This is a genomic window from Nocardia donostiensis, assembly GCF_002081715.1.
Classification (GTDB): domain Bacteria; phylum Actinomycetota; class Actinomycetes; order Mycobacteriales; family Mycobacteriaceae; genus Nocardia; species Nocardia donostiensis.
The window spans coordinates 22,264-45,783 of sequence record NZ_MUKP01000010.1 but is presented as its reverse complement, the minus strand read 5'-3'; the positions used below and the strand labels follow the sequence as shown (position 1 = coordinate 45,783).

The window sequence follows — 23,520 nt, the reverse complement described above, 5'->3', positions numbered from 1 at the left end:
AGGTCGTGCGCATGTTGGAACGCAGTGTCGCCGACGGCGTGCATCGACTCGCGCATGCGAACGTCAATGTTTACCTGATCGAGGACGACGATGGCGTCACCGTGGTCGACACGGGGCTGCCCGCGACCTTCAAACGAATCGAGACCGCGCTGAAGGATCTCAGCCGCACCCCCGCCGATATCCGAGCCGTCGTATTGACCCATGCACATTTCGATCACGTGGGCTCCGCGCGGCACGCGCACAAGACGTGGCGGGTGCCGGTGTGGGTGCACGATGGTGACCGGCCGCTGGCCGCGCACCCGTACCGGTACAAACGCGAGAAAAATGTATTCCTCTATCCGTTCCGATACCCGCGCAGCCTGCCCGTGCTGGGGAAAATGGCCGCCGCGGGCGCATTGTTCGTCCGTGGATTGACCACGGTTTCGTCCTTGACGGCGGGCACCGAGCTGGATGTGCCGGGCCGGCCGCGGGTGGTGTTCACCCCCGGTCACACATTTGGGCATTGTGCGCTGCATCTACCGGAACGCGATGTCGTCGTCACCGGTGACGCGCTGGTCACCCTCGACCCCTATACGGGCGGGACCGGCCCGCAGATCGTCTCGGGTGCGGCGACAGCCGACAGCAGTCAGGCTCTGGCGTCTCTGTCGGCGCTGGCCGACACCGGCTCGCAGACGGTACTACCCGGACATGGGGAGCCGTGGCGCGACGGGATCGCCGCGGCCGTCGATGCCGCATTGCGCGCCGGACCGTCGTAGCGGATCCTGCTTGCCGTGTCGCTCGTCCAACGGCGTCGCTATCCGTCCACCTGTTCGGGATCGTCGAGAACTGCGCCGATCGGCGACCACCGTACGTACACCTCGTCGACGTCGACAACCACATCCGCCACCGCGATCACCCGATTGTGTTCACCTTCCAAATGGTCCAGATGCGGCACGAATACGGCCTCGGCCTGCTCGCGCTCGATCTGGTCGAGCAGCCGGCTGATCCGGTCGTCGGAAAGGGCCGAGAACGTGATGGTCTTACGTAGGTTGTAACCGAGACGTTTGGCCAGGCTGCGCATCCGGATTTCGTCCCACCGCTGCCGCACGCCGCAGAGATCGGTGCGGAGGTAGGAAATGGCCGGTGTTTTGTCCATACCCTTCCTCTCTCGAGAGGACTAGATGGTCCTCGAGCCAGACTCGAGTCTCATGGTAGGACTTACTAGTCTCCGACGGGGGCTTTCCGGCGGATAGGAGGTTGTGCCCGTGAGTAGTACCGCCGAGGTGATCCGGTTGCAGCGCAGCAGGTTGCATATATCGCAGGGACGGCTGGCCGAACTGGTCGGCGTCTCCCAGCGGCAGATCGGCCGGTACGAATCCGGCGAGCAGTCACCCAGTTTGACGGTCAGCGTCAGATTGGCTCAGGCGCTGGAAGTTTCGCTGGCCGAGCTGGCCGGGATACCGGCGCCCGAGATCGAAACGCCCGATGTGGAAGGACGGCAGACCGAAGACGACATCGTCGACGTATCCATCACCGCCGGGGACGCCGAATGGCTGGCCGAGTTCACCCGTCGCCTGGTGCGCGACCGGCTCGCCGCCTGCGGCAACATCATCGCGGGTGTGCGTTCGATCTACCGCTGGGAAGGCCAGGTCGAAGACGGCAGCGAAGCGCTGGTGGTGCTGCACACGCGGAGGTCGCTGGTTCCGGCGATCACCGAACGCGCCGATACCGAACATGCCGACAAGACGCCGCAGGTGCTGGCCGTTCCGGTCGTGGACGCCCATCCCGGCTATCGGCAGTGGGTTTTGGACGAAACCCGCCCCTAGTGTTCCCCACGTGGGTGCGCGTCAAGGGAACTGCGCTGTTCGCCTGCTCAAAAATCCAGCTCGCTCCACAAAAAGCGAATCGGGAACGGGAATTCGGTGCACACGCCATCGGTGGTCGCGGGCGCCCATTCGCCGCAGCGGCCGCGGATTTTCCGGGGCAGGTGGCGGACGTGATCACGCCCGCCACCTGCTCTTCGCTCAGCGCCCGCCGAGCATGCCGTTCATCTGGTCGATTTCGGCCTGCTGGGTGGTTTTGATGGATTCGGCCAGGGCCTTCGCGTCGGCGTTCTGGCCGTCGGTGATTTCGGTGTCGGCCATATCGATGGCGCCCTGATGGTGGGCGATCATCATTTCCAGCCACATACGGTCGAATTCTTCGCCGTTCGCGGCTTCGAGCGCATCCATCTGTTCGTCGCTTATCATGCCGGGCATCTGGTGGTCGCCGTGGTCGCCGTGATCACCATCGGTGGGGGCCGGTTTGCCGAAGCTCTGCAGCAATGCGGACATCTGCTGCATCTCGGGCCCCTGGGCCTGCTCGATCGCTGTCGCCAGGGCCAGCAGTTCCGGGTTCTGAGACCGCTGCGGAACCATCTCCGCCATATCGACGGCCTGCTCGTGATGCGGATACATCATCTGCAGGAACATGACATCGGCGTCGTTGAAATCGGAACGGGTCGCCGCGGTAGCGCTGGTGGTCGGGCTGCCGGTCTGGGTGGTGGTGGCCGACGTATCGTCGGCCGAATCGTCGCCGCAGCCCGCGAGAGCGAGTGTCGCGGCGGCGAGGGTGAGCATGATCCGGTTACGGGTGATGAACATGGTGTTGTCCTTGTGCAGTCGGATTCGAGGAGACGAGCAGAAGCCGCGGGTGGCCGCGGCCGGTCCATCAGATCCGCAGAATCGCCAATTCGGACAGGGAGAGAACGGTCCAAGGCGGCGGACGTTCCTGCCGCCGGTCCAGCCGCCGGGCCTTCGCTACGGCGCTCAGCGGGCTGTCGGCCAAGCGGAACAACAGCACCAGTCCGAGCCCGAGCGCGATCACCGACAGAATGAATACGCACAGATGAATCCCGCCGTGCGCCCCGCAACCTCCGCTGTCACAGTCGGGGCCTTGTTCGGTGCCGGTGCTGTGGGGGAGCGCAGCTGCGGAGTGGGGGGAGCCGATGGAAGCTGGTGAGCCAGTCGATGGGAGGCCGCTCGGGTGGGCGAGAAGGCCGGTCGAGGTGGGTGAAACGCTGTCGCTGTGTGCGCTGCGCGCTGCGTTGTTGCTCCCGGCGTCAGGAGCAGCGATTGCCGTGACAGCAGGGTCGTCGGCGACCGAACCATCCGAGCTGTGCTGGGGGGACCTCGGGATGTTGCCGGTGGAGGCGTGCGCGGTATGGGGCTGGAGGAGGAAAACCCCGGCGTGCATGGCGACGACGCCGGTGAGCAGAGCCAGCAGGAGGAGCAGCCGGGGGAACCCGGACGCGCGCTCGCTACGGTGCTGGTCGGTCACGTCGTCATTCTAGAGCGAGGGACAGCAGACCAAGGCGAGGCCCGTATCGGCTGCCTGTACCACGTGGCAGGCGTCTCAGTAGTCCTCGCAGGCCCCGATGGCGGTTTCCCTCGTGGCGTTGAACTTGTCGATCTGCGGGTTCATGGTGTCGACCGGGGCGTCGCGCTCCACCATGTCGGCCAGGGTTTTACTGTCGTCACGGTAGGCGCGTAGCGGAACGGAGACAGCGGAGGGGACCTCGGCGGTGAGTTTCCGGTCGATGTGCTGCGCGCTGTTGCGTAGCGCACCGGCCGCTTGGTCCGCCTTGGTGCTCACATCGGGGGCATTGTCGTTGGCCGCGGCGATGTAGGCGTTGAACGTGGTGATCAACTCGCTGTTCGAGGTCCGGAACGTGCTGCATGCCGCCTCCGCCGCCCGATCCGCAGCGGCCGCCCGCGACGACGATGCCGCAACCGAGGAGGCACGGACCTCCGAGGTGTAGAGCGCGAGTTCCTCCTGGTTGACCTCGGCCGTACCGGTGACGGTGTTCGTGCAGGCCACGAGTAGGGCGCCCACCGCGATCGCGGAGACTGAAACGGCCAGGCGGGCGCGTTCGAATCGTCGCATCTGGTTCCGATCTCCCCTCGGCCGTTGTCGCCGCCGAAGTACCGGGCATACGACTACCGAAGAACTAATCTACTGGGGCGCAGGTTGTTTCGATAGCGACTCGAGTGAATTGTCGAGTAATGAACCTGATACCCCGGAGTTCGGAACCGCGAAGCAGCTGACGGCGACACCGAGCGCGTCGAATAGCGCAGGGTGCGGTGCAGCGATATCCGCGCGCTCACCGGCAGCCCGCGCCACGTCAGCGGCTGTGATCGGCAGCGAAAGGTCGGCGAAGGAGTAGCCAGGGTCGCGGCGCGTGACAGGTTCGGACGGTCGTCCTAGGGCAATCGGTCGGCCTGCCGATGTCGATATCGATCCACTGCGGCAGGTTTGGCAGCTGCAGCGGGCCGCTATTCCGTTGCGATATCTATGACCAGTCGCGTGGGGTCGCTCTGGGTGCTCACCGAAAAGGCAGGATGGTCGGCATTGACGCCGATGAAGGACTGGGTGACGCCTTCGAAGACGAGCGACCGGTACACACCGGCGATACCGGGCGCGGAGGGGTTGACGACCGGGTCGGGTCCTGCGTACTCCTCCACCCCGCTGTCGAACGGATACGCCGAACCGGTGATCCGCACTTCCAGGATCGACTGCCCCGCGACCTCGATCGGGGCGCCGCTGCCGTCCTGATAGGCGACGTCGGTGTATTCCACGATCCAGCCGGGGGTTCCGGTGCCGCCGAGGTCGTAGACGACGCGGTCGAATCCGTCGTGGTGGCCGATTCGTATTCCGGTGACGGTCAGCCGCGCGTCATCGGAGGGTTCCGCGCGTTCGGTGTCCGCGTCGCTCGGGCTCGGCGCGGCCGTGGTCGTCGGTAGCGCTGGTGCGTTCGCCGCGGGGGCGTCCCCGGCCGGAGATGAACCCCCGTCGGCACAGCCGGCGAGCAACGCTGCTGCAGCGGCCACAACCACCACGATGTTGTTACGCATGTGGCAGATGTTACCCATGAGTCGGCATTCATCCGGGAAATCCGAGCAATTGGTATTGGGCGTGCGAAACGAGGGCTCGTGCCGCGTGTTTCGCGTGGGAAGCGTCGCGTGTTTCTCGTTGGCCATGGGGTGGGCGCGGCGGTGTGGCAACGATCTAGCACACTTTACGTGTGCGAGATGTGGAGGAGTTGCTGGAGCGACTGCGCCGGTATCCGGATGTGGAGGCGGCGAACCTCTATGCCGTCGACGCCGCCGACCGGCTGATCCTCGATATCGCGGCGGATTCGCTCGCGACAGCCGGTAGCGCAGAAGTTGCTGTGATCGGAGATGGTTACGGCGCGCTGACACTCGGTGCGGCTGTGGCGCACGATCTACGCGGGATCAGGGTGCATCAGGATCTGTTGACCGGGGAACTGGCTTTGGCGGCCAACGCGCGAACCCACGGGCTCGCCGACCGCTACAGCGCGCACGGGCTCGACGAAAGCCTGCTCAAAGGTGCGCGCGTAGTGCTGCTGCGGCTGCCGCGGGTGCTCGGCGGTCTGGCCGAGATCGCCGACGCCATCGCCCGTTACGCCGACCCTGAGGTGGTGGTGATCGCAGGCGGGCGCGACAAATACCTGACCAAGTCTATGAACGAGGTTCTCAGCGAATCGTTCTCCCTGGTACGAGCCAGCCGCGGCAGGCAGAAATCGCGGGCACTCGTGGTCAGTGGGCCGAAAAAGCTCGGCGAGCCACCGTTTCCGGTGCGGGAGTGGATCGCCGAGCTCGGTATCGATGTCGTCGCGCACGGCGCCGCGTTTTCCGGTGCCCGCCTCGATATCGGTACCCGTTTCCTGGTGCAGCATCTGCGTGCCATGAAACCGGACGCTCGCGACGCCATCGATCTGGGGTGCGGCACCGGGATCCTTGCCGTCGCGTTGGCCAAGGCGCGTCCGCGGATCGCTGTTGTCGGCACCGACCAGTCGGCCGCGGCGGTGGCGTCGGCGACCGCGACGGTCGCCGCCAACGGGTTGGGCGACCAGGTGACGGTGGTGCGGGACGACGCTATGTCCTCAGCCCCCGACAACAGCGCCGACCTGGTGCTGTGCAATCCGCCGTTCCATGTGGGCGCGGCCGTGCACACCGGCTCGGCAATCAAGATGTTCACCGCGACCGGCCGGGTGCTGCGTCCGGGCGGCGAGCTGTGGACGGTGTACAACACCCATCTGAACTACCGCGGTGTGGTGCAGCGAATAGTCGGGCGGACCGAAGTGATGGGCCGGAACCGGAAATTCACCGTTACTCGATCAGTGCGTGGGTTGCACGACCCGCTGCCCCGGTAGAGTCCGATTTGTCTGTCTTGTTGTGCGGGCCGGGAACTCTGCCCGAGTGACAAACGTTGGACACAACAGTTGGATATCGAGTATCAGCTCGAGACTGACGGCCACGGTGACGTGGGCCACGACTCCAGGAAGGGATACACGGTGCGCGCCACAAGCAATCCGGTTTTCAAAAATCTCCCGCGGCAGGAGGGTGGCGGTTACGCCAACTTCGGCTCGGGCGTGGCCGGGGCTGGCCAGCTCGGCTACCAGCAGCAGTACGGCAACCAGTACCCGCCGCAGTACCAGCCATACCAGCAGGCGCCCCCCACCCGGTCGCTCACCATCGACGATGTGGTGACCAAGACCGGCATCACGCTCGGCGTCCTGGCCCTGTCCGCGCTCGCCGCCTACATTCTGACCAGCGCCAACACCTCGCTGGCTCCGCTGTTCGTGATCGGCGGCGGCCTGGTCGGCCTGATCCTGGTGCTGGTGGCGACCTTCGGCAACAAGATGGACAACCCCGCGCTGGTGCTGTCCTATGCGGTGGCCGAGGGCCTGTTCGTCGGCGCGTTGTCGTTCATGTTCACCGATATCACCTTCGGTGGCTCCGGCGGTGCGGCCATGATCGGGCAGGCGGTGCTCGGCACGTTCGGTGTGTTCGCGGGCATGCTCGTCGTCTACAAGACCGGCGCGATCCGCGTGACGCCACGCTTCACCCGCATGATCGTCGGCGCGATGATCGGCGTGCTGGTGCTGGTGGTCGGCAACCTGATCGCGAGCTTCTTCACCGACGGTGGTTTCGGCCTGCGTGACGGCGGACCGGTCGCCATCATCTTCAGCCTGGTGGTCATTGCGATCGCCGCGTTCAGCTTCCTGCTCGACTTCGACGCCGCCGACCAGCTGATCCGCGCCCAGGCGCCGGAGAAGGCAGCCTGGGGCGTTGCGCTCGGTCTGACCGTCACCCTGGTCTGGCTGTACGTCGAGATCCTGCGCCTGCTGAGCTACTTCCAGAGCGAGTGAGCAACCCAGCGCAGTAACAGCACCAACGGCCCCCCACCTGCTTTCACAGGTAGGGGGCCGTTCGCTGTACCCAGGACCTCATCAGCCTCAGCCGGAGGGGGCCATGCCCCTGGTCCTGACATCGGTGTGTGCGCCCCGCCGTGCCGCCGGGCTACGTGGTCAGCCGTGCGGCCGGGGTGCACAACCGGCCAGATCGCGGGGATGCATGACTCCGACCGGAGACACCGGTGCACCTCAATGGTCGGGCCCGCCCCGGGTCTGGACCGACCGGAGCGAATCCGCCCCAGCGGATCCGCGGAGGGAGGGAAGACCCGGGGTCACGAGGGCCCGACCCGCGCCGCCGGAGGCGCCATAGATTCAGCTGAGCCGTTCGATGATCATGGCCATGCCCTGGCCGCCACCGACGCACATGGTTTCCAGGCCGAACTGCTTGTCGTGGGTTTGCAGGTTGTTGATCAGGGTGGCTGTGATGCGGGCGCCGGTCATACCGAACGGGTGGCCGAGCGCGATCGCGCCGCCGGAGACGTTCAGTTTGTCCAGGTCCATGCCCAGTTCGCGCGCCGAGCCCAGCACCTGCACCGCGAACGCTTCGTTGATCTCGTAGAGGTCGATATCGTCGATGGTTTTGCCCGCCAGCCGCAGTGCTTTGCGTACGGCTTCGATCGGGCCGAGGCCCATGATTTCCGGTGACAGACCCGATACACCGGTGGACACGATGCGCGCCAGCGGGGTCAGGCCCAGTTCCTTGGCCTTGGTGTCGCTCATGATCACCAGCGCGGCGGCGCCGTCGTTGAGCGGGCAGGCGTTACCGGCGGTGACTGTGCCGTCGGGGCGGAACACCGGCTTGAGCTGCGACACCTTTTCGTAGGAGGTGCCGGGGCGCGGGCCGTCGTCCTGGGAGACGACAGTGCCGTCGGGCAGGGTGACCGGGGTGATCTCGCGTTCGAAGAAACCGGATTTGATGGCTTCTTCGGCGCGGTTCTGTGAGCGCACGCCCCAGTGGTCCTGGTCTTCGCGGGAGATGCCGGTGAAGGTGGCGACGTTTTCCGCGGTTTGGCCCATCGCGATGTAGATATCGGGCAGGTTGCCGTTTTCGCGCGGGTCGCGCCAGGTCACGCCGCCCTGTGCGGTGGTCTTGGTCCGCTCCTCGGCTTCGGCGAACAGCGGGTTGTGGGTGTCGGGCCAGCTGTCGGAGGTGCCCTTCGGGAACCGTGAGACGGTTTCCACACCGGCGGAGATGAACGCATCGCCTTCACCGGCCTTGATCGCGTGGAACGCCATTCGGGTGGTTTGTAGCGAGGACGCGCAGTAGCGGTTGACGGTGGTGCCGGGTAGGTAGTCGTAGCCCAGCTGGGTCGCGACGGCCTTCGCCATATTGAAACCGGCCTCGCCGCCCGGCTGGCCGCAACCCAGCATCAGATCGTCGATCTCGGCGGGATTCAGCGCGGGCACCTTGTCCAGCGCGGCGCGGACCATCTGGGTGGCGAGGTCGTCGGGCCGCATACTCACCAGAGACCCTTTGCCTGCGCGGCCGATCGGGGAGCGAGCGTAGGAAACAATGACGGCCTCTGGCATGAGAGGTCTCCTTGTGTCGAGGAGCGTGCGCGGCGGGAATCCCCCATCCGGACACAAACTCGTGGGTATGGATCCTCTCGAATCTACGTCGCGCTCGGCTGCGGCGAAACATCCGCTGTGGCGTTGTCCCATTCAGCGAACGTGCAGCAGATCACGGTGTGGGTTCGTATCCGGCGGCCGAGGAGTCCGAGCCCCGGCCGGGCCGGTACCGCCGCGGTCAGGCAGGTACGAAGAAGGTGCCGTGCGCGGGGATGCCGGCATGGTTGGTGGTCACCGTCACTGCCACGCGGCCGGGCCCGGTGTCCTGGAACAGCGAGTACTGGATGCTGCCGTAGATACCGGTCACCACGTTGTTTTCGTAGACACCGGTGGCTCCGGTGTCTAGATTGCGCCAAGAAACGGTCGTGCGGACCTCACACAGCGGGGCAAGCGGGTAGCGACCTGGTCCGATACCGGAGACCGGCCCCGACCGTACGTTCAGCACGGCCCGTCCCGGCCAGGCCGGGCTGGTATCGGCCCAGGTGTGGATATGGGTCCAGCACAGCCCGCCGTACGCCATGGTCGGAACCCCGGGGAACGTGACGGTAGTGGTGGTCGCACCGGCCTGAGCTCCGGAACCGATGATCAGCGCGACCGCCGATCCGGCCAGAACCATGGCGGCACGAGCGATTGTCGGCAGCCTCATGGGCGCAGATAGTAAATGTGGCTTGCCGCCACCGCAGGTTTCCCACTCTGTCCCGACCACCTCGAGCCCGTCGGCAACGACTCTGCAACGATGGGGGCATGCGCATCGCGGATCATGTCGTGGACCTCATCGGCAATACGCCGCTGGTTCGATTGAACTCTGTGGTCGGTTCGGGCGCCGGTCTGGTCGCAGCCAAGATCGAGTACCTCAATCCGGGGGGCAGCTCGAAGGACCGGATCGCGGTGAAGATGATCGATGCCGCCGAAGCATCCGGTCAGCTACGTCCCGGCGGCACCATCGTCGAACCCACCTCGGGCAATACCGGCGTCGGTCTGGCGTTGGTCGCGCAGCAACGCGGCTACCGGTGTGTGTTCGTCTGCCCCGACAAGGTCAGCGACGACAAGCGCAATGTGCTGCGCGCCTATGGCGCCGAAGTGGTGGTCTGCCCGACCGCTGTACCGCCGGATCATCCGGACAGCTATTACAGCGTCTCCGACCGGCTGGTCACCGAGATCGACGGCGCCTGGAAGCCCGACCAGTACTCCAACCCGGGCGGCCCGGACAGCCATTACGAGACCACCGGCCCGGAGATCTGGCGCGACACCGAAGGCAAGGTCACCCATTTCGTCGCGGGCGTCGGCACCGGCGGCACCATCAGCGGCGCGGGCCGCTACCTCAAGGAGGTGTCCGGCGGGAAGGTGAAGGTCATCGGCGCCGACCCGGAGGGTTCGGTGTATTCCGGCGGTACCGGCCGCCCCTACCTGGTGGAGGGTGTCGGCGAGGATTTCTGGCCTGCGGCGTACGACCCGAAGGTCCCGGACGAGATCATCGCTGTTTCCGACGCCGACTCCTTCGATATGACCCGTCGCCTCGCCCGCGAGGAAGGGCTGCTGGTCGGCGGCTCCTGCGGTATGGCGGTGGTGGCCGCGATCGAAGTGGCGCGCCGCGATCCCGACTCCGTGGTGGTAGTGCTGCTGCCCGACGGTGGCCGCGGCTACCTGTCGAAGATCTTCAACGACGAATGGATGAGCTCCTACGGCTTCCTGCGCACCCGGCTGGACGGCACCACCGCGGAACCGCTGGTCGGCGACGTGCTGCGGGGTAAATCGGGGGCGCTGCCGGACCTGGTGCACACCCATCCCTCGGAGACCCTGCGCGATGCCATCGAGATCCTGCGCGAATACGGTGTCTCGCAGATGCCGGTCGTCGGGGCCGAACCGCCGGTGATGGCCGGTGAGGTGGCAGGCAGCGTTTCCGAACGCGATCTGCTCTCGGCCGTGTTCGAGGGGCGCGCGTCGCTCACCGATTCGGTGGCTCAGCACATGAGCGCGTCGTTCCCGCTGATCGGCTCGGGTGAACCGATTTCGGCCGCCACCAAGGCGCTGTCGGACACCGACGCGCTGATGGTGGTGGAGGACGGCAAACCGGTCGGTGTCATCACTCGGCACGATCTGCTCGGCTTCATGAGCACCGGAGCCGTCGGACGGTGAAATGGTGGGGGCCCGGCGTGACCGGGCTGGGATACCGCAGTTTAGGCTGGGCGATATGAGCGAGCTGGGATTCTCCACCAGAGCCGTGCACGCCGGATACGAACCCGACCCCAAGACCGGCGCGGTGAACGTGCCGATCTACGCCAGTTCCACCTTCGCCCAGGACGGCGTCGGCGGACTGCGCGACGGTTACGAGTACGCTCGCACCGGCAATCCCACCCGTACTTCGCTGGAAGCCAACCTCGCCGCGCTCGAATCCGGCCGCTACGGCCGCGCGTTCGCCTCCGGCATGGCCGCCACCGACTGCGCGCTGCGCGCCATGCTGCGCCCCGGCGACCACATCGTCATCCCCGACGACGCCTACGGTGGCACCTTCCGGCTGATCGACAAGGTGTTCAGCCAGTGGGGTATCGAACATTCCGCCGCGCATGTGTTCAACGTGGACGAGATGCGCGCCGCCATCCGGCCCAACACCAAGCTCATCTGGATCGAGACGCCGACCAACCCGCTGCTGAGCATCGGCGATATCCCGGCGCTCGCCGATATCGCGCACACCAGCGGCGCCAAACTGGTTGTCGACAACACCTTCGCCACCCCCTACCTGCAGCAGCCGCTGCTGCTCGGCGCCGATGTGGTCGTCCATTCGACCACCAAGTACCTGGGCGGGCATTCCGATGTGATCGGTGGCGCGTTGATCACCGATGACACCGAACTCGACGCCGCATTCGGGTTCCTGCAGAACGGTGCGGGCGCGGTGCCCGGCCCGTTCGATGCGTTCCTCACTTTGCGTGGCACCAAAACGCTGGCGGTGCGCATGGATCGGCACTGCGATAACGCCGAGACACTGGCCGAGTTCCTGTCCGGGCATCCGGCGATCAGCAAGGTGATCTACCCGGGCATGCCCGAGCATCCCGGTCACGCTGTCGCCGATAAGCAGATGCGTCGTTTCGGCGGGATGATCTCGGTGCGGCTGGCCGGTGGTGTGGAGGCCGCCCGCCGGTTCTGCTCCGCGACGAAGGTGTTCACCCTGGCCGAGTCGCTGGGCGGGGTGGAGTCACTGATCGAACATCCTGCGGCCATGACGCACGCGTCCACCGAGGGTTCCGATCTGGAGGTGCCCGCGGATCTGGTTCGGCTGTCGGTCGGTATCGAGGATGTGGGCGATCTGCTCGCCGACGTACAGCAGGCGCTGCGCTGATAGGTTCGATACGTGAGGAAACGGCCGCACCCGAAACATCGGATGCGGCCGTTTGCGTCTGTTACTTCCGACCGACCCCGTTCAACCGAGTCCAGCGCATGCGGAAATTACCGCGCACAGCGGTGTTCGGTGTGGGGGGTCAGCTCAGCTCCGGTACGGCTCCGCGCTGACCAGCGTCACCTTCATGGTGTTGCCGTTGGGCAGCGTGTATTCGCGGGTCTCGCCGACCTTGGCGTCGATGAGTGCGCCGCCGAGCGGCGAGTTGGGGGAGTAGGTCTCGAGGTCGGAGTCACCCAAGCCCTCTTCCCGGGTGGCGATGAGGAAGGTCTCGGTGTCGGTTTCGTCGCCGTCGTAGTACACCTTCACCACCGACCCCGGCAGTGCGATACCGGATTGGGTGGGGGCGACGCCGACTTTGGCGTTGTTCAGCAGTTCCTGCAGTTGCCGGATGCGGGCCTCCTGCTGGCCCTGCTCCTCGCGCGCCGCATGGTATCCGCCGTTCTCCTTGAGGTCACCTTCTTCCCGGCGCTCGTTGATTTCGGCGGCGATGACCGGACGATTGGCGATGAGCGCGTCGAGTTCGCTCTTGAGCCTGTCGTGCGACTCCGGGGTCAGCCAGGTCACTTGCGTCTCAGTCATCTCGATCACTCCCTAGTAGTTGTCCCCAGCCTGGGCCGGGATTCCCTGATAACTGCGGCACGGCCCACCCGTGGGCAGGCATGCTTCAGTGGACGGCTAGAGCGATCCTGGGGAAGTTCTACGAACCCCAACAGGGCTGGTCCCGGGCGAACTCGCCGCCACGGGACTTCACAGCGCTGGCCGTCTATGCAGCAAACACGGCTCCGTGCCCCGGAACCGTGTCTGAAGCCATTTTAGCATGAATCACAAAAATGCAGGTCGGAGTTATTTTCTTCCGACCGACCACGTGTTGCTCGGCGCGGAAACCCGGCTCCTACCGGGAGCGCAGGTATTCCGGGACGCTTTCGGTGCAGCCGTAGACGGCGCCGGAAGCGGGCCGTTCGGAAGTCCGCACCATGGTGGTGAACTCCACCGTACCGTGCTCGGATCCCTCGATCAGGATCTCGCGGCGGCCTACCTCCGCGATGTCGGCGTCCATGGCGCGCACGAAACACACCACCGGTTTCTCCGGGTCGGCGCGGGTGAGCTTGATCCGGACCTCGATCGTCGAATCGTCGAGCACGGTGTAGCCGAGCTGTTCGGTCTGGATCTCGTCGGGGCCGTACTGCTGCCAGCCCAGGTAGCCGACGCCGATACCCACGACCACCACCAGGACACCGAGCACGAGGACCGGCCACCGCCGCCGCGTACGTGATGCGCGCCCGTACCGGTCGGCGTAGCGGGCGGCGGCGTCGGTGTGGCTGGCTGTTTCCGCGCCGGGACTGTCGCCGGCACCGGCGCTGTCGGGCGCGGATTCCGGTGTCGGCTCAGTCATGGTGTGTCGCTCCCGGGGGGTAGGTCGGAACAGAATCGGTCCAGATGGAACTATAGATACGGAAGACCCCTCGGGAACGAAAGCCCCGACCCCACCCGCGAGCGAGAGCGACGGTGAACGAGATAGTGAGTGGCCTTCGCCTCATGGCGGTGCATGCCCACCCCGACGACGAATCCAGCAAGGGCGCCGCGACGACCGCTCGTTACGCCGATGAGGGTAACGAGGTCATGGTCGTCAGCCTCACCGGCGGCGAGCGCGGCAGCATCCTGAACCCGGCGATGGATACGCCGGGGGTTCTGGAACGTATCCACGAGATCCGCCGGGAGGAGATGGCCGCCGCGGCCGCCGCCCTCGGCGTGCGCCACACCTGGCTGGGTTTCGTCGACTCCGGGTTGCCCGAAGGCGATCCGCTGCCGCCACTGCCGGAGGGCTGCTTCGCCCTGGTGCCGCTGGAGGAAGCGACCGAGGCGCTGGTTCGGGTGGTGCGTGAATTCAAACCGCACGTGATGACGACCTACGACGAAACCGGGGGCTACCCGCATCCCGACCACATCCGCTGCCATGAGGTAGCGGTAGCCGCCTTCGAAGCCGCGGGCGACCCGGAACGATTCCCCGACGCGGGGGAGCCGTGGACGCCGTTGAAGCTGTACTACAACCACGGTTTCAGCATCCGCAGGCTGGAGATTTTCGCCGAGGAGTACGAGCGGATCGGTGAACCGTTCCCGATGCAGGACTGGCTGGACGGAATACGCAAACGCGCGGTGGAACGCGGTGACGTGATGTCGCGGGTGACCACCCAGGTCGAATGCGCCAAGTACTTCCCGCAGCGTGACGACGCCCTGATCGCGCACGCCACCCAGATCGACCCCAACGGCGCGTTCTTCGCGATCCCGCTGGACATGCAGCAGCGGCTGTGGCCGACGGAAGAATTCGAGCTCGCCCAGACCCGGGTTCGCACCGATCTGCCGGAAAACGACCTGTTCGCTGGTATCGGAGATGAGCAGCGATGAACGCAGTGCTTGTTCAGACCGTGCTGCTCGCTCAGACGCCGGGTACGCCGACCGGCCCCGAGTTCGGTAAGGCGTCCCCGCTGGGTCTGATCATCGTGCTCGTCCTGCTGGTCGGCACCTTCCTGCTGGTCCGCTCCATGAACAAGCATCTGAAGAATCTGCCGGACACCTTCGAGCCCGAACATCCGGAACCGGATCAGGAAGCCGACGAAGGCACCGAACACGGGATCATCCGCCGAGCCGGGCAGGACAAGAACGAGGCGCAGCACCCGGTGGAGTGACTGCGTATCGGCAGGCTGTCCGCAGTCGGACACCGCCGGTGATCGGATCCGCGAGCCTGGCGCGCGTCGCTCCGTTCTGCGGCGTGGCTGCTTCCAGTCGATCTACCAGTCGATGAGACCGAGGTCGTGCAGATGGCGGAAGACCATCAAGGAACCGGGAGCAACGTCGTTCATCGCGCTGTACTCGCTGCCGGTGAAATAGCGGAGCTCGGCGATTTCGCTGGTGGGATGGGGTTCGTCGGTGAGGTCGGCGGTGAAGCAGGTCATGTGCAGGCGGGTGCCTGCGGGATGGCCGTAGGCGGCTGCCTCGAAGATGCCGAGTTCGTGGACCGCGGTGACACCGACGCCGAGTTCTTCGCGTACCTCTCGATGTAGGGCTGCGACGGGAGTTTCACCGGGATCGATCTTTCCGCCTGCCATATAGAAAACCGATTTGCCGACCGGCCGGGTCTGGATCAGGCGGCGGTCGCGGATATGGGCGAGGGCGGCGGTTCTGATCACGCGCTCACCCTAAACAAGCGACGGCCCGTGTCGCCAACGCGAATCCGCGGACCGTGGCAGGCTGGATACCGTGAACCGGCTCCGGAACGCGACCTCACCGTATCTACGACAGCACGCCGACAATCCCGTGCATTGGCGCGAATGGGACGCCGAAGCGCTCGCCGAGGCCCGGGAGCGCGATGTGCCGATCCTGTTGTCGGTGGGCTATGCATCCTGCCACTGGTGTCATGTGATGGCGCACGAATCGTTCGAGGACGAGGCGACGGCCGCGTTGATGAACGACAACTTCGTCTGCGTGAAGGTCGACCGGGAAGAACGGCCCGACCTGGACGCGGTGTACATGAATGCCACCGTCGCCATGACCGGCCAGGGCGGCTGGCCGATGACATCCTTCCTCAACCCCGACGGGGAACCGTTCTACTGCGGCACCTACTACCCGAAGTTGCCGCGCGGCGGGATGCCGTCGTTCACCCAGCTGCTCACCGCCATCACCGACACCTGGCGCAATCGGCGCGACGAGGTGGACAACGCGTCCGCGGAGGTCGCCGCGGCGCTGCGGACACAGGCCGCGGGGCTGCCCGAAGCGGAGCTGGCCGTCACTGGCGAACTGCTCGACCACACCGTCGCGACCGTGTTGGGAGACGTGGACGAGCGCAACGGCGGATTCGGTGGCGCACCGAAATTCCCGCCGTCGGCGTTGCTGGAGGGTTTGCTGCGCAGCTGGGAACGCACCGGCGACAAACGGGTGCGGTCGGTGGTCGACCAGACCGCCGACGCCATGGCCCGCGGCGGTATCTACGACCAGTTGCGCGGCGGTTTCGCCCGCTACTCCGTGGACGCCGAATGGCTGGTGCCGCATTTCGAGAAGATGCTCTACGACAACGCCCAGCTGTTGCGCGCCTACGCACACCTGGCCCGCCGCACCGCCGACGCCTCGCTGCCGTTGCGGGTGATGCGCGAGACCGCGCATTTCCTGCTCGACGACCTCGGCACCACGCACGGTGGTTTCGCCTCCGCGCTGGACGCCGACACGCATATGGTGCCGGGGCAGCCCGGCGTCGAGGGCGCAACGTATGTGTGGACGCCCGCGGAGCTGGTAGGCGAGCTGGGGCCGATGGACGGTGCGTGGGCCGCCGAGGTCTTCGGCGTCACCACCGGCGGCAACTTCGAACAGGGCGCTTCGGTGCTGACCTTGCGTGCGGACCCGGATGATCCGCAGCGTTTCGAACGGGTCCGCGCGAGGTTGCGCGAAGCCAGGGACCGCCGCCCGCAACCCGACCGCGACGCCAAGGTGGTCACTGCCTGGAACGGTATGGCGATCACCGCGCTCACCGAAGCAGCCACTGCCCATGAGGAACCGGACTGGCTGGCCGCCGCGATCCGCTGCGCCGAATTCCTGCTCGCCGAACACGTCGCAGGCGACCGGGTGCTGCGCGCCTCCCTGGGCGGGGTCGCCGGGAACGCACCCGGCGTTCTCGAGGACTACGCCTGGCTCGTCACGGGGCTGCTGGCGCTACATCAGGCCACCGGCAGCGCTGCCTGGCTGGAACACGCGCAACGCCTGCTCGATTCGGCGATCGAGCATTTCGCCGACCCGGCCGCCGCAGGCAGCTGGTTCGACACCGCCGACGACGCCGAAACCTTGGTCGCCCGCCCCCGCGACCCCATCGACGGCGCGACTCCCGCCGGCGCGTCCGCCCTCGCCGAAGCCCTGCTCACTGCATCCGCCCTCAGCGATCCCGACCGCGCTGCCCGCTACCGTGACCTCGCCGACCGCACCCTGGTACGCGGCGCGATCGTGCTGGCCAGGGCCCCACGCTCGGCCGGGCAATGGCTTACCGTCGCCGAGGCCGCCCTACGCGGCCCGATCCAGGTCGCCATCACGGTCCCGGATGCCCACGATGCTGGTGCCGCCGAGCTGCTCGGCGCCGCCCGGCGCGCCGCTCCGGGCGGCACGGTTGTCGTTGCTGCCGAGCCCGAGGCGGTGCCGTTGCTCGCCGACCGACCGCTCGTCGCCTCCGGCGCGGCGGCCTACGTCTGCCGTGGCTCGGTATGCGATCTTCCGGTGTCGACCGCCGTCGAACTACGGAAGTTGCTGAATACCGCCTGATCCGGGAATTGCGCGGGGACAGCGGTGGGCTGTATCGCTGAGCCTCGTGGGACTAACTGCCATGCCCGGCTTGCGTGTCGAAGCTCCATCGGTTGCGCTGCCCGGCTTCCACCGCGGCGACAGCCCACGTTGAGCGCGGGACCAGCCGATACGCATGCCAGGTGATAGTCCTGCCGTAGGGCGCTTAACTCGACGGTGAGCGCCGTGCTCGTGTCGGTGACCGGGTGGGGTCAGTCGTCTGTGCCCGGTTCACGGTCGGTTGCTGCTCGTTCCGCGGGGTGGGTCCGGGTGGCTGGTGTGGGAACATCGGCCGGATCGATATCGGTCCATGATGGGGTGGGTTCGGTGAGGCCGCGCAGGGTGATGTGCTCGTAGGCCTCCCATGCTGCGCGTTCGTGGGGTGCGGCGGCATCGATGACGGCCTGGCTGACCAGGATGCGGCGAGGGGCCTGTTTGGCCTGGGTGGTGAGGCGGGATGCGGCGTTGACGGCGTCGCCGATGACGGTGAACTCCAGGCGGGTGTCGGTGCCGATGTCACCGGCGAAGACACGGCCGCGGGCGACGCCGATACCGATATCGAGTTCGCCGGTGGCGAGCACTTCGTCGCGGATGCGGCGGGCGGCGCGCAGGGCGGGAGTTGCGTTGTCGCGCAACGCGATGGGCGCGCCGAAAATACACAGCGCCGCGTCGCCTTCGAACTTGTTGACCAGGCCGTTGTTCTCCTCGGTCGCGGCGACCACGATGGAAAGCAGCCGGTTGAGTTTGGCGACGAACTCCTGCGGCGGCAGCCCGGTGGAGATGGCGACCGACCCGGTGACGTCCACGAACAGCGCTGTCACCTCCCGCACGTCGCCGGTCAGGTCCATCCCTGCAGCGAGTGCCCGTTCGGCGACCTCATCACCGACATGGCGGCCGAACACGGCCCGCATCCGGGACCGTTCCCGCAGTGTCGCGGCGAGTTCGTTGACCGAGTTCTCCAGCCGCCCGATTTCGCTGGCGCTGCCGACGGGCACCTTCACATCCAGCTCGCCCTGGGTGATGCGGTCCAGGGCCAGCCGCAGCATCCGCATCGGCGCGGCAACCGCCCTGGCCAGGGTCGCGGTGGCCAGCGCGCCGACGGCGATACCGACGGCCGCGACATAGATGCCGGTGCGGATACGGTGCGAGGGTGCCGATACCGGGTCGGCCAGCACCACGATCAGCGCGCTCAACGGCATGGCCCCGGATACCGCCCAGGCGAGTACCACGCGCACGAAGACAGTGGAACTCCAGTGCATGGTGGCGCCGAGCACCCCGGCCACGATGGGGATGGTTGGCCGGATCAGCCGGTCGACGATCAGGAAAGTCGCTGCCGCCGATTCCAGGCCGCCGATGAGGAACATCGCCAGCATCACCGCCAGATCGTTCTCCGGGGTGATCTGCGCCAGGATCACGGCGGCCAGGATCACCCCGGGCAGCCACAGCGCCAGCGCGCGTGTCGTGATGGCGAGCGGCAGTCGCAGCAGCCGTCGTGCTTCGGCCGGGCTCGGTTTGCGCGCTTGGTCGAGCCATCGGAAGTAGACGGATCGGTCGCGGACGGCAAGCGCGACGCCGACCAGGAAAGCGATGATCGGGTAGATCGAGACCACCACGAGGCTGTCCAGGATGTGGGGGCCGAGTCTGCCGGAGAACCCGATCAGCCACAGCTGGGTGACGATGACCGCGAGGCCGCTCAGATTACAGGTGATGACGACAACAGCCAGTCCCCAGCGTGCGCGCAGCGCCCACAGCACGAACCGGCCCATCATGGTGTTGGCTCCGTGGCGGAACCGGCCGCGGCCGTGGAACTGCTCGCGGCAGCGACGGGTGACACGATCGTGCAGCATAGAGCGCCTCGGGTGCTCAGCGCAGTAACACGAGCCAAACTGCAACGTAGTGGCACAGTGCGGCAAGGACGGTCGCGGCGTGGAAGAACTCGTGATGACCGAACACCGTCGGCCACGGGTTGGGCCACCGGGTGGCGTAGAGGATCGCGCCGCCGCTGTAGATCAGCCCGCCGATCAGCAGCAGGATCAGCGGGGCGATCCCGACGTGTGTGTGTAGCTGCCCGGCTACCGGCACGATTGCCCAGCCGAGCAGCAGGTACAGCGGAACCCCCACCCAGCGCGGCGCGGTCGGCCACAGCAGTTTCAACGCGACCCCGGCGAGCGCACCCGCCCACACCACGGTGAGCAGGGTCCGCCCGGTGCCGCTCGGCAGGCCGAGCATGGCGAAGGGCGTGTAGCTGCCCGCGATGAACAGGAAGATCATCGAATGGTCGGCGCGTTTCATGCGGATGCGGCCCGCGACGGTGGCCCAGGTCACTCGGTGGTAGACGGCGCTGATGCCGAACAGTGCGCAGACGGTGAGGCCGTAAACGAGGGTGGACCATACGGCGGTGGCCGAAACCGTCGCTGCCGCGGCGACGAGCACTGCTACTGCCAGAGCTGCGATGCCGACCGCCCAGGTGTGGATCCAGCCGCGCATCCGCGGTTTGACCAGAGACGCCAGGGATTCGGCCGGGTTGGGGCCATCGGCCGCCGCGAGCGCGGGGTCGGCGGCGCCTACCGGATCGGACACTGGTACCTCCTCTGTGAACCCATCAGTAACCTACGCTAACGTAGGTTTCCGTCCGTGCGCTACTGCGACAGGAAACCCGTCCACTGCTGGCTGCGTGCCGATAAGGCGTACTGTTGAACGCCGTGGAGTTTCCGAGTCGGGTGCGTGGTTTTCCATATCGCGTCTATGAGGCCCGGCTGGCCAGACAGCTGGAAGGTAAACAGCATCCCCGGCATGTCGCGGTGATGTGCGATGGCAATCGCCGCTGGGCAAGGGAAAACGGTTTCACCGACGTCAGCCACGGACATCGGGTGGGCGCACGGAGGATAGCCGAACTGGTCGGCTGGTGCGAGGCGGCCGGTATCGAGCTGGTCACCGTCTACCTGCTCTCCACGGAGAACCTGCGCCGTGATCCAGAAGAGCTGGAGACGCTGTTCGAAGTGATCACCGATGTTGTCGAGGAACTGTCGGCCCCGGAACAGAACTGGCGGGTGCGTATCGTCGGAACCCTCGACGGATTCCCCGAGCTGATCGCCAAACGGCTGCGCGCCGCCGCCGAACGGACCAGCGACCGCAACGGCGTGCACGTCAATGTCGCGGTCGGCTACGGCGGCAGACAGGAGATCACCGACGCCGTGCGCGCGCTGGTACGGCAGGAAATCGCGGCGGGGGAGACCGGCGAGGACCTGGTGCAGTCGATCACCGTGAACGCCATCGACCAGCATCTCTACACCTCCGGCCAGCCCGACCCGGACCTGGTCATCCGCACCTCCGGTGAGCAGCGCCTGTCCGGGTTCCTGCTGTGGCAGAGCGCGTACTCCGAGATCTGGTTCACCGAGGCGTACTGGCCCGAATTCCGTCGCGTCGACTTCCTGCGTGCACTGCGCGATTTCGCCGCCCGGCACCGCCGCTTCGGCGCCTGAGACGCCGGCTACAGCTTCCGCAACCGCAGCCGGTTGATGCTGTGATCGGAGTCCTTGCGCAACACCAGGGTGGCGCGCGGCCGGGTGGGCAGGATGTTCTCCACCAGATTCGGCCGGTTGGTCGAGTTCCAGATGTCCTTCGCGGCCGCGGTCGCCTCGGCGTCGGTGAACCGGGCGTAGTGGTGGAAATGTGCGGCGGGATGGGCGAAACCGGTACTGCGCAGGCTGAGGAAACGCCGCACATACCAATTTTCGATGTCCTCGATGCGGGCATCGACATAGATCGAGAAGTCGAACAGATCCGACACCATCAGCCGCGGCCCGGTTTGCAGCACGTTCAAGCCCTCGACGATCAGAATGTCGGGTTGCCGCACACAGTGCTTTTCCCCGGGAACAATGTCGTAGGAGATATGCGAATACACCGGCGCGCACACCTCCGGCGCACCGGATTTCACCTCGGTGACGAAACGCAGCAGCTTGCGCCGGTCATAGCTTTCCGGGAAACCTTTGCGATGCATGATGCCGCGCCGGGTGAGTTCGGCTGTGGGATAAAGGAAACCGTCGGTAGTGACCAAATCCACACGCGGATGATGGTCCCAGCGCGCCAGTAGCGCCTGCAACACGCGCGCGGTAGTGGATTTGCCGACCGCGACACTGCCTGCGACGCCGATCACGAACGGCACCTGCTTATCCGGGTGCGTTTCCCCGAGGAAGGTCGCCGTCGCGGCGAACAGTCGTTGTCTCGCGGCGACCTGCAGGTGGATGAGGCGGGCGAGCGGTAGATAGACCTCGGCGACCTCTTCCAGATCGATCTGTTCACCCAGACCGCGCAGGCCGATCAGTTCTTCTTCGGTGAGCACCAGTGGAGTTGATTTACGCAGCGTGCGCCACTGTTTTCGGTCGAATTCCACATACGGGCTCGGCTCGCTCATCCGTGCCACCTACCCGAAGCTCCGCCGCGGCAAACATGCACACATATCGTGCCGTGGAGGTGAGATGCGGTCCGTCTGTGCCCTCATGGCTGAATTCTGCGCTCTGTGGAAACGAGTGTTGAAAGGGGGTGTCGATATCGCCTCGTGATGCGCGCTTTCTCCCCGCCGTGGGTCGAGACCGCGGGCACACACCCGCTATCGTCGGCTGGCATGGAAGCGCATCCGCTCGTCACCGACTACCTGCGGCTCGGCCTGGCCTTCGACCGGCTGGAATCCGGTTTCGTCGACGCCTACACCGGCGACCCGGCGCTACGCCGCGAAGTGGCGAACGCACCCGCTCCGCAACCGCGCGACCTGGCCAAGCGGGCCGCCGAACTGCGTGCCGAACTACCCTCGGCCGGGCTCGCAGGCGAACGCACCGAGTTCCTGGATGTGCATCTGCGCGCGATGGAATGCTCAGGCCGCAAGTTCGCCGGTGACGACATCGGATTCGTCGACGAGGTGCGCGCCTACTTCGACGTCGACATCGCCCCCGGCAACACCGACGACTACCGCGACGCGCACCGCAAAATGGACGAGGTGCTCGCGGGCGACGGGCCGCTGGCCGAACGCGTCGCCGCGCATCGCAAGGCCGATGAGATTCCGCCGGAACGGTTGTCGGCATGTGTAGAGGCGTTCTCCGGGGCGCTGCGCGAACTGGTGCGCGCACGATATCCGCTGCCCGATCATGAGCACGTCACCTACGAGGTGGTCGGCGACAAACCGTGGTCCGGGTTCAACTACTACCTCGGCAACTATCGCTCCACGGTCGCCATCAACTCCGACCTGCGCCAGCACATGGCCAACCTGCCGCGCTTGATCGCGCACGAAGCATATCCGGGGCATCACACCGAGCACTGCCGTAAGGAAGCCGGGCTGGTCGCGGCGGGACAGGCCGAGCAGACACTGTTCCTGGTGAACACGCCGCAGTGCCTGATGGCGGAGGGGCTGGCGGATCTGGCGCTGCGTTCCATCGTCGGACCAGGCTGGGGCAGGTGGGCGCAGGAGATCTACGCCGATCTGGGGCTGCGATTCGACGGGGAACGCGCCGAACGGTTGGCGGAGGCGTCCGCGCAACTGCTCGGGGTCCGTCAAGACGCCGCGCTGCTGCTGCACGACCAGCATCGTGACCCCGACGAAGTCGCCGCGTTCCTCGAGCGCTGGAATCTGACCACCCCCGACCGCGCCCGCCAGTCGCTGCGCTTCCTGTCCTCGCCGCTGTGGCGTGCCTATATCAGCACCTATGTGGAGGGTTATCGACTACTCGGCGGCTGGCTGGACCGGGCACCGGACGACGACGAGCGCGCCGACCGGTTCCGCAGGTTGTTGGATGAGCCGCTGGTCCCGAGTGCCGTCCGGGCCTTGTGGTGACCCGTGTGCCGAGATGAACCCGTCAGTGGAACAGTAACGGGATCACCTTGGTGAAAAGAGTGATCACATTGCGGGACAGCGCTTGGATCAGTTGCGGTAAGAAGACCATGGCGAACTCCTCGGTGAATGTGTAACTAAATAAACACTGTTCTCACTCACTGGGATAGAGCATGTTCTGGCGAG

24 protein-coding genes are annotated in these 23,520 nt (G+C 66.3%); 11 read left to right on the top strand and 13 right to left on the bottom strand.

Annotated elements, in window-relative coordinates; all coding sequences use genetic code 11:
- Positions 1-11: 11 nt before the first annotated feature.
- Positions 12-755, top strand: coding sequence for an MBL fold metallo-hydrolase (locus B0T44_RS09135; RefSeq protein ID WP_077114529.1), 744 nt, complete (start codon positions 12-14; stop codon positions 753-755).
- Between the two features lie 38 nt (positions 756-793).
- Here B0T44_RS09135 and B0T44_RS09130 read toward each other — a convergent pair whose 3' ends face one another.
- Positions 794-1,135, bottom strand: coding sequence for a hypothetical protein (locus tag B0T44_RS09130; RefSeq protein WP_077114531.1), 342 nt, complete (start codon positions 1,133-1,135; stop codon positions 794-796).
- Positions 1,136-1,244: 109 nt separating this feature from the next.
- Between B0T44_RS09130 and cutA the strand changes: the two genes are divergently transcribed.
- Positions 1,245-1,805 carry a divalent cation tolerance protein CutA gene (gene cutA / locus B0T44_RS27540; RefSeq protein ID WP_217697414.1) on the top strand — a complete coding sequence of 187 codons (561 nt, stop codon included), beginning with the start codon at positions 1,245-1,247 and terminating at the stop codon, positions 1,803-1,805.
- Positions 1,806-2,003: 198 nt separating this feature from the next.
- Here the strand turns inward: cutA and B0T44_RS09120 are convergent, their stop codons facing one another.
- From B0T44_RS09120 to B0T44_RS09105, 4 genes are all read right to left on the bottom strand, one after another.
- Complete coding sequence (locus B0T44_RS09120; RefSeq protein WP_077114533.1) at positions 2,004-2,621, bottom strand: DUF305 domain-containing protein; 618 nt, start codon at positions 2,619-2,621, stop codon at positions 2,004-2,006.
- Between the two features lie 67 nt (positions 2,622-2,688).
- A complete protein-coding gene (locus B0T44_RS09115) occupies positions 2,689-3,297 on the bottom strand; it encodes a hypothetical protein (protein WP_077114535.1) in 609 nt (202 codons plus the stop codon).
- Between the two features lie 75 nt (positions 3,298-3,372).
- Positions 3,373-3,903, bottom strand: coding sequence for an Rv2240c family protein (locus tag B0T44_RS09110; RefSeq protein WP_077114537.1), 531 nt, complete (start codon positions 3,901-3,903; stop codon positions 3,373-3,375).
- 389 nt (positions 3,904-4,292) lie between these two features.
- Positions 4,293-4,871 carry an AMIN-like domain-containing (lipo)protein gene (locus B0T44_RS09105; RefSeq protein ID WP_081511831.1) on the bottom strand — a complete coding sequence of 193 codons (579 nt, stop codon included), beginning with the start codon at positions 4,869-4,871 and terminating at the stop codon, positions 4,293-4,295.
- Positions 4,872-5,041: 170 nt separating this feature from the next.
- On the opposite strand from B0T44_RS09105, the gene B0T44_RS09100 reads away from it, so the two are divergent.
- Both B0T44_RS09100 and B0T44_RS09095 read left to right on the top strand, forming a co-directional pair.
- A complete protein-coding gene (locus B0T44_RS09100; protein ID WP_077114539.1) occupies positions 5,042-6,193 on the top strand; it encodes a class I SAM-dependent methyltransferase in 1,152 nt (383 codons plus the stop codon).
- Between the two features lie 141 nt (positions 6,194-6,334).
- Positions 6,335-7,192 carry a Bax inhibitor-1/YccA family protein gene (locus B0T44_RS09095; protein ID WP_077114752.1) on the top strand — a complete coding sequence of 286 codons (858 nt, stop codon included), beginning with the start codon at positions 6,335-6,337 and terminating at the stop codon, positions 7,190-7,192.
- A gap of 357 nt (positions 7,193-7,549) precedes the next feature.
- Here the strand turns inward: B0T44_RS09095 and B0T44_RS09090 are convergent, their stop codons facing one another.
- Positions 7,550-8,767, bottom strand: coding sequence for an acetyl-CoA C-acetyltransferase (locus B0T44_RS09090; protein WP_077114541.1), 1,218 nt, complete (start codon positions 8,765-8,767; stop codon positions 7,550-7,552).
- A 217-nt stretch (positions 8,768-8,984) separates the two neighbouring features.
- On the bottom strand, positions 8,985-9,452 hold the full coding sequence (locus tag B0T44_RS09085; protein ID WP_077114543.1) for a hypothetical protein: 468 nt from the start codon (positions 9,450-9,452) through the stop codon (positions 8,985-8,987).
- A gap of 98 nt (positions 9,453-9,550) precedes the next feature.
- Between B0T44_RS09085 and B0T44_RS09080 the strand changes: the two genes are divergently transcribed.
- Both B0T44_RS09080 and B0T44_RS09075 read left to right on the top strand, forming a co-directional pair.
- Positions 9,551-10,942, top strand: coding sequence for a cystathionine beta-synthase (locus B0T44_RS09080; protein ID WP_077114545.1), 1,392 nt, complete (start codon positions 9,551-9,553; stop codon positions 10,940-10,942).
- Between the two features lie 55 nt (positions 10,943-10,997).
- A complete protein-coding gene (locus tag B0T44_RS09075; protein WP_077114547.1) occupies positions 10,998-12,140 on the top strand; it encodes a cystathionine gamma-synthase in 1,143 nt (380 codons plus the stop codon).
- A gap of 144 nt (positions 12,141-12,284) precedes the next feature.
- Here the strand turns inward: B0T44_RS09075 and greA are convergent, their stop codons facing one another.
- Positions 12,285-12,779, bottom strand: a complete 495-nt coding sequence (greA, locus tag B0T44_RS09070; protein WP_077114549.1) for a transcription elongation factor GreA — start codon at positions 12,777-12,779, stop codon at positions 12,285-12,287.
- Positions 12,780-13,092: 313 nt separating this feature from the next.
- The gene (locus tag B0T44_RS09065) at positions 13,093-13,593 is read right to left on the bottom strand and encodes a DUF4307 domain-containing protein (RefSeq protein WP_077114551.1); all 501 of its coding nucleotides are present in this window, start codon (positions 13,591-13,593) and stop codon (positions 13,093-13,095) included.
- 125 nt (positions 13,594-13,718) lie between these two features.
- On the opposite strand from B0T44_RS09065, the gene mca reads away from it, so the two are divergent.
- Both mca and B0T44_RS09055 read left to right on the top strand, forming a co-directional pair.
- Positions 13,719-14,603: a mycothiol conjugate amidase Mca gene (mca, locus tag B0T44_RS09060; protein ID WP_175647905.1), complete on the top strand. Its 885-nt coding sequence runs from the start codon at positions 13,719-13,721 to the stop codon at positions 14,601-14,603.
- Positions 14,600-14,884 (top strand): hypothetical protein, encoded by a 285-nt coding sequence (locus tag B0T44_RS09055; RefSeq protein ID WP_077114555.1) that lies wholly within the window; start codon positions 14,600-14,602, stop codon positions 14,882-14,884. The genes mca and B0T44_RS09055 overlap by 4 nt, the downstream gene beginning before the upstream one ends.
- 102 nt (positions 14,885-14,986) lie before the next feature.
- On the opposite strand, the gene B0T44_RS09050 is transcribed toward B0T44_RS09055, so the two are convergent.
- Entirely contained in the window at positions 14,987-15,385 is a 399-nt protein-coding gene (locus tag B0T44_RS09050) for an NUDIX hydrolase (protein WP_077114557.1), read from the bottom strand.
- 70 nt (positions 15,386-15,455) lie between these two features.
- Here B0T44_RS09050 and B0T44_RS09045 point away from each other — a divergent pair, with 70 nt between their 5' ends.
- Positions 15,456-17,495, top strand: a complete 2,040-nt coding sequence (locus tag B0T44_RS09045; protein WP_077114559.1) for a thioredoxin domain-containing protein — start codon at positions 15,456-15,458, stop codon at positions 17,493-17,495.
- A gap of 230 nt (positions 17,496-17,725) precedes the next feature.
- Here the strand turns inward: B0T44_RS09045 and B0T44_RS09040 are convergent, their stop codons facing one another.
- Positions 17,726-19,360, bottom strand: a complete 1,635-nt coding sequence (locus B0T44_RS09040; RefSeq protein WP_245838996.1) for an adenylate/guanylate cyclase domain-containing protein — start codon at positions 19,358-19,360, stop codon at positions 17,726-17,728.
- Positions 19,361-19,376: 16 nt separating this feature from the next.
- Complete coding sequence (gene trhA / locus B0T44_RS09035) at positions 19,377-20,024, bottom strand: PAQR family membrane homeostasis protein TrhA (RefSeq protein ID WP_254893668.1); 648 nt, start codon at positions 20,022-20,024, stop codon at positions 19,377-19,379.
- Between the two features lie 182 nt (positions 20,025-20,206).
- Here trhA and B0T44_RS09030 point away from each other — a divergent pair, with 182 nt between their 5' ends.
- Positions 20,207-20,995 (top strand): isoprenyl transferase, encoded by a 789-nt coding sequence (locus B0T44_RS09030; protein WP_139347629.1) that lies wholly within the window; start codon positions 20,207-20,209, stop codon positions 20,993-20,995.
- A gap of 8 nt (positions 20,996-21,003) precedes the next feature.
- Here B0T44_RS09030 and coaA read toward each other — a convergent pair whose 3' ends face one another.
- The gene (gene coaA, locus B0T44_RS09025; RefSeq protein WP_077114564.1) at positions 21,004-21,936 is read right to left on the bottom strand and encodes a type I pantothenate kinase; all 933 of its coding nucleotides are present in this window, start codon (positions 21,934-21,936) and stop codon (positions 21,004-21,006) included.
- Between the two features lie 201 nt (positions 21,937-22,137).
- Between coaA and B0T44_RS09020 the strand changes: the two genes are divergently transcribed.
- A complete protein-coding gene (locus B0T44_RS09020) occupies positions 22,138-23,337 on the top strand; it encodes a DUF885 domain-containing protein (RefSeq protein ID WP_077114754.1) in 1,200 nt (399 codons plus the stop codon).
- Positions 23,338-23,520 lie beyond the last annotated feature (183 nt).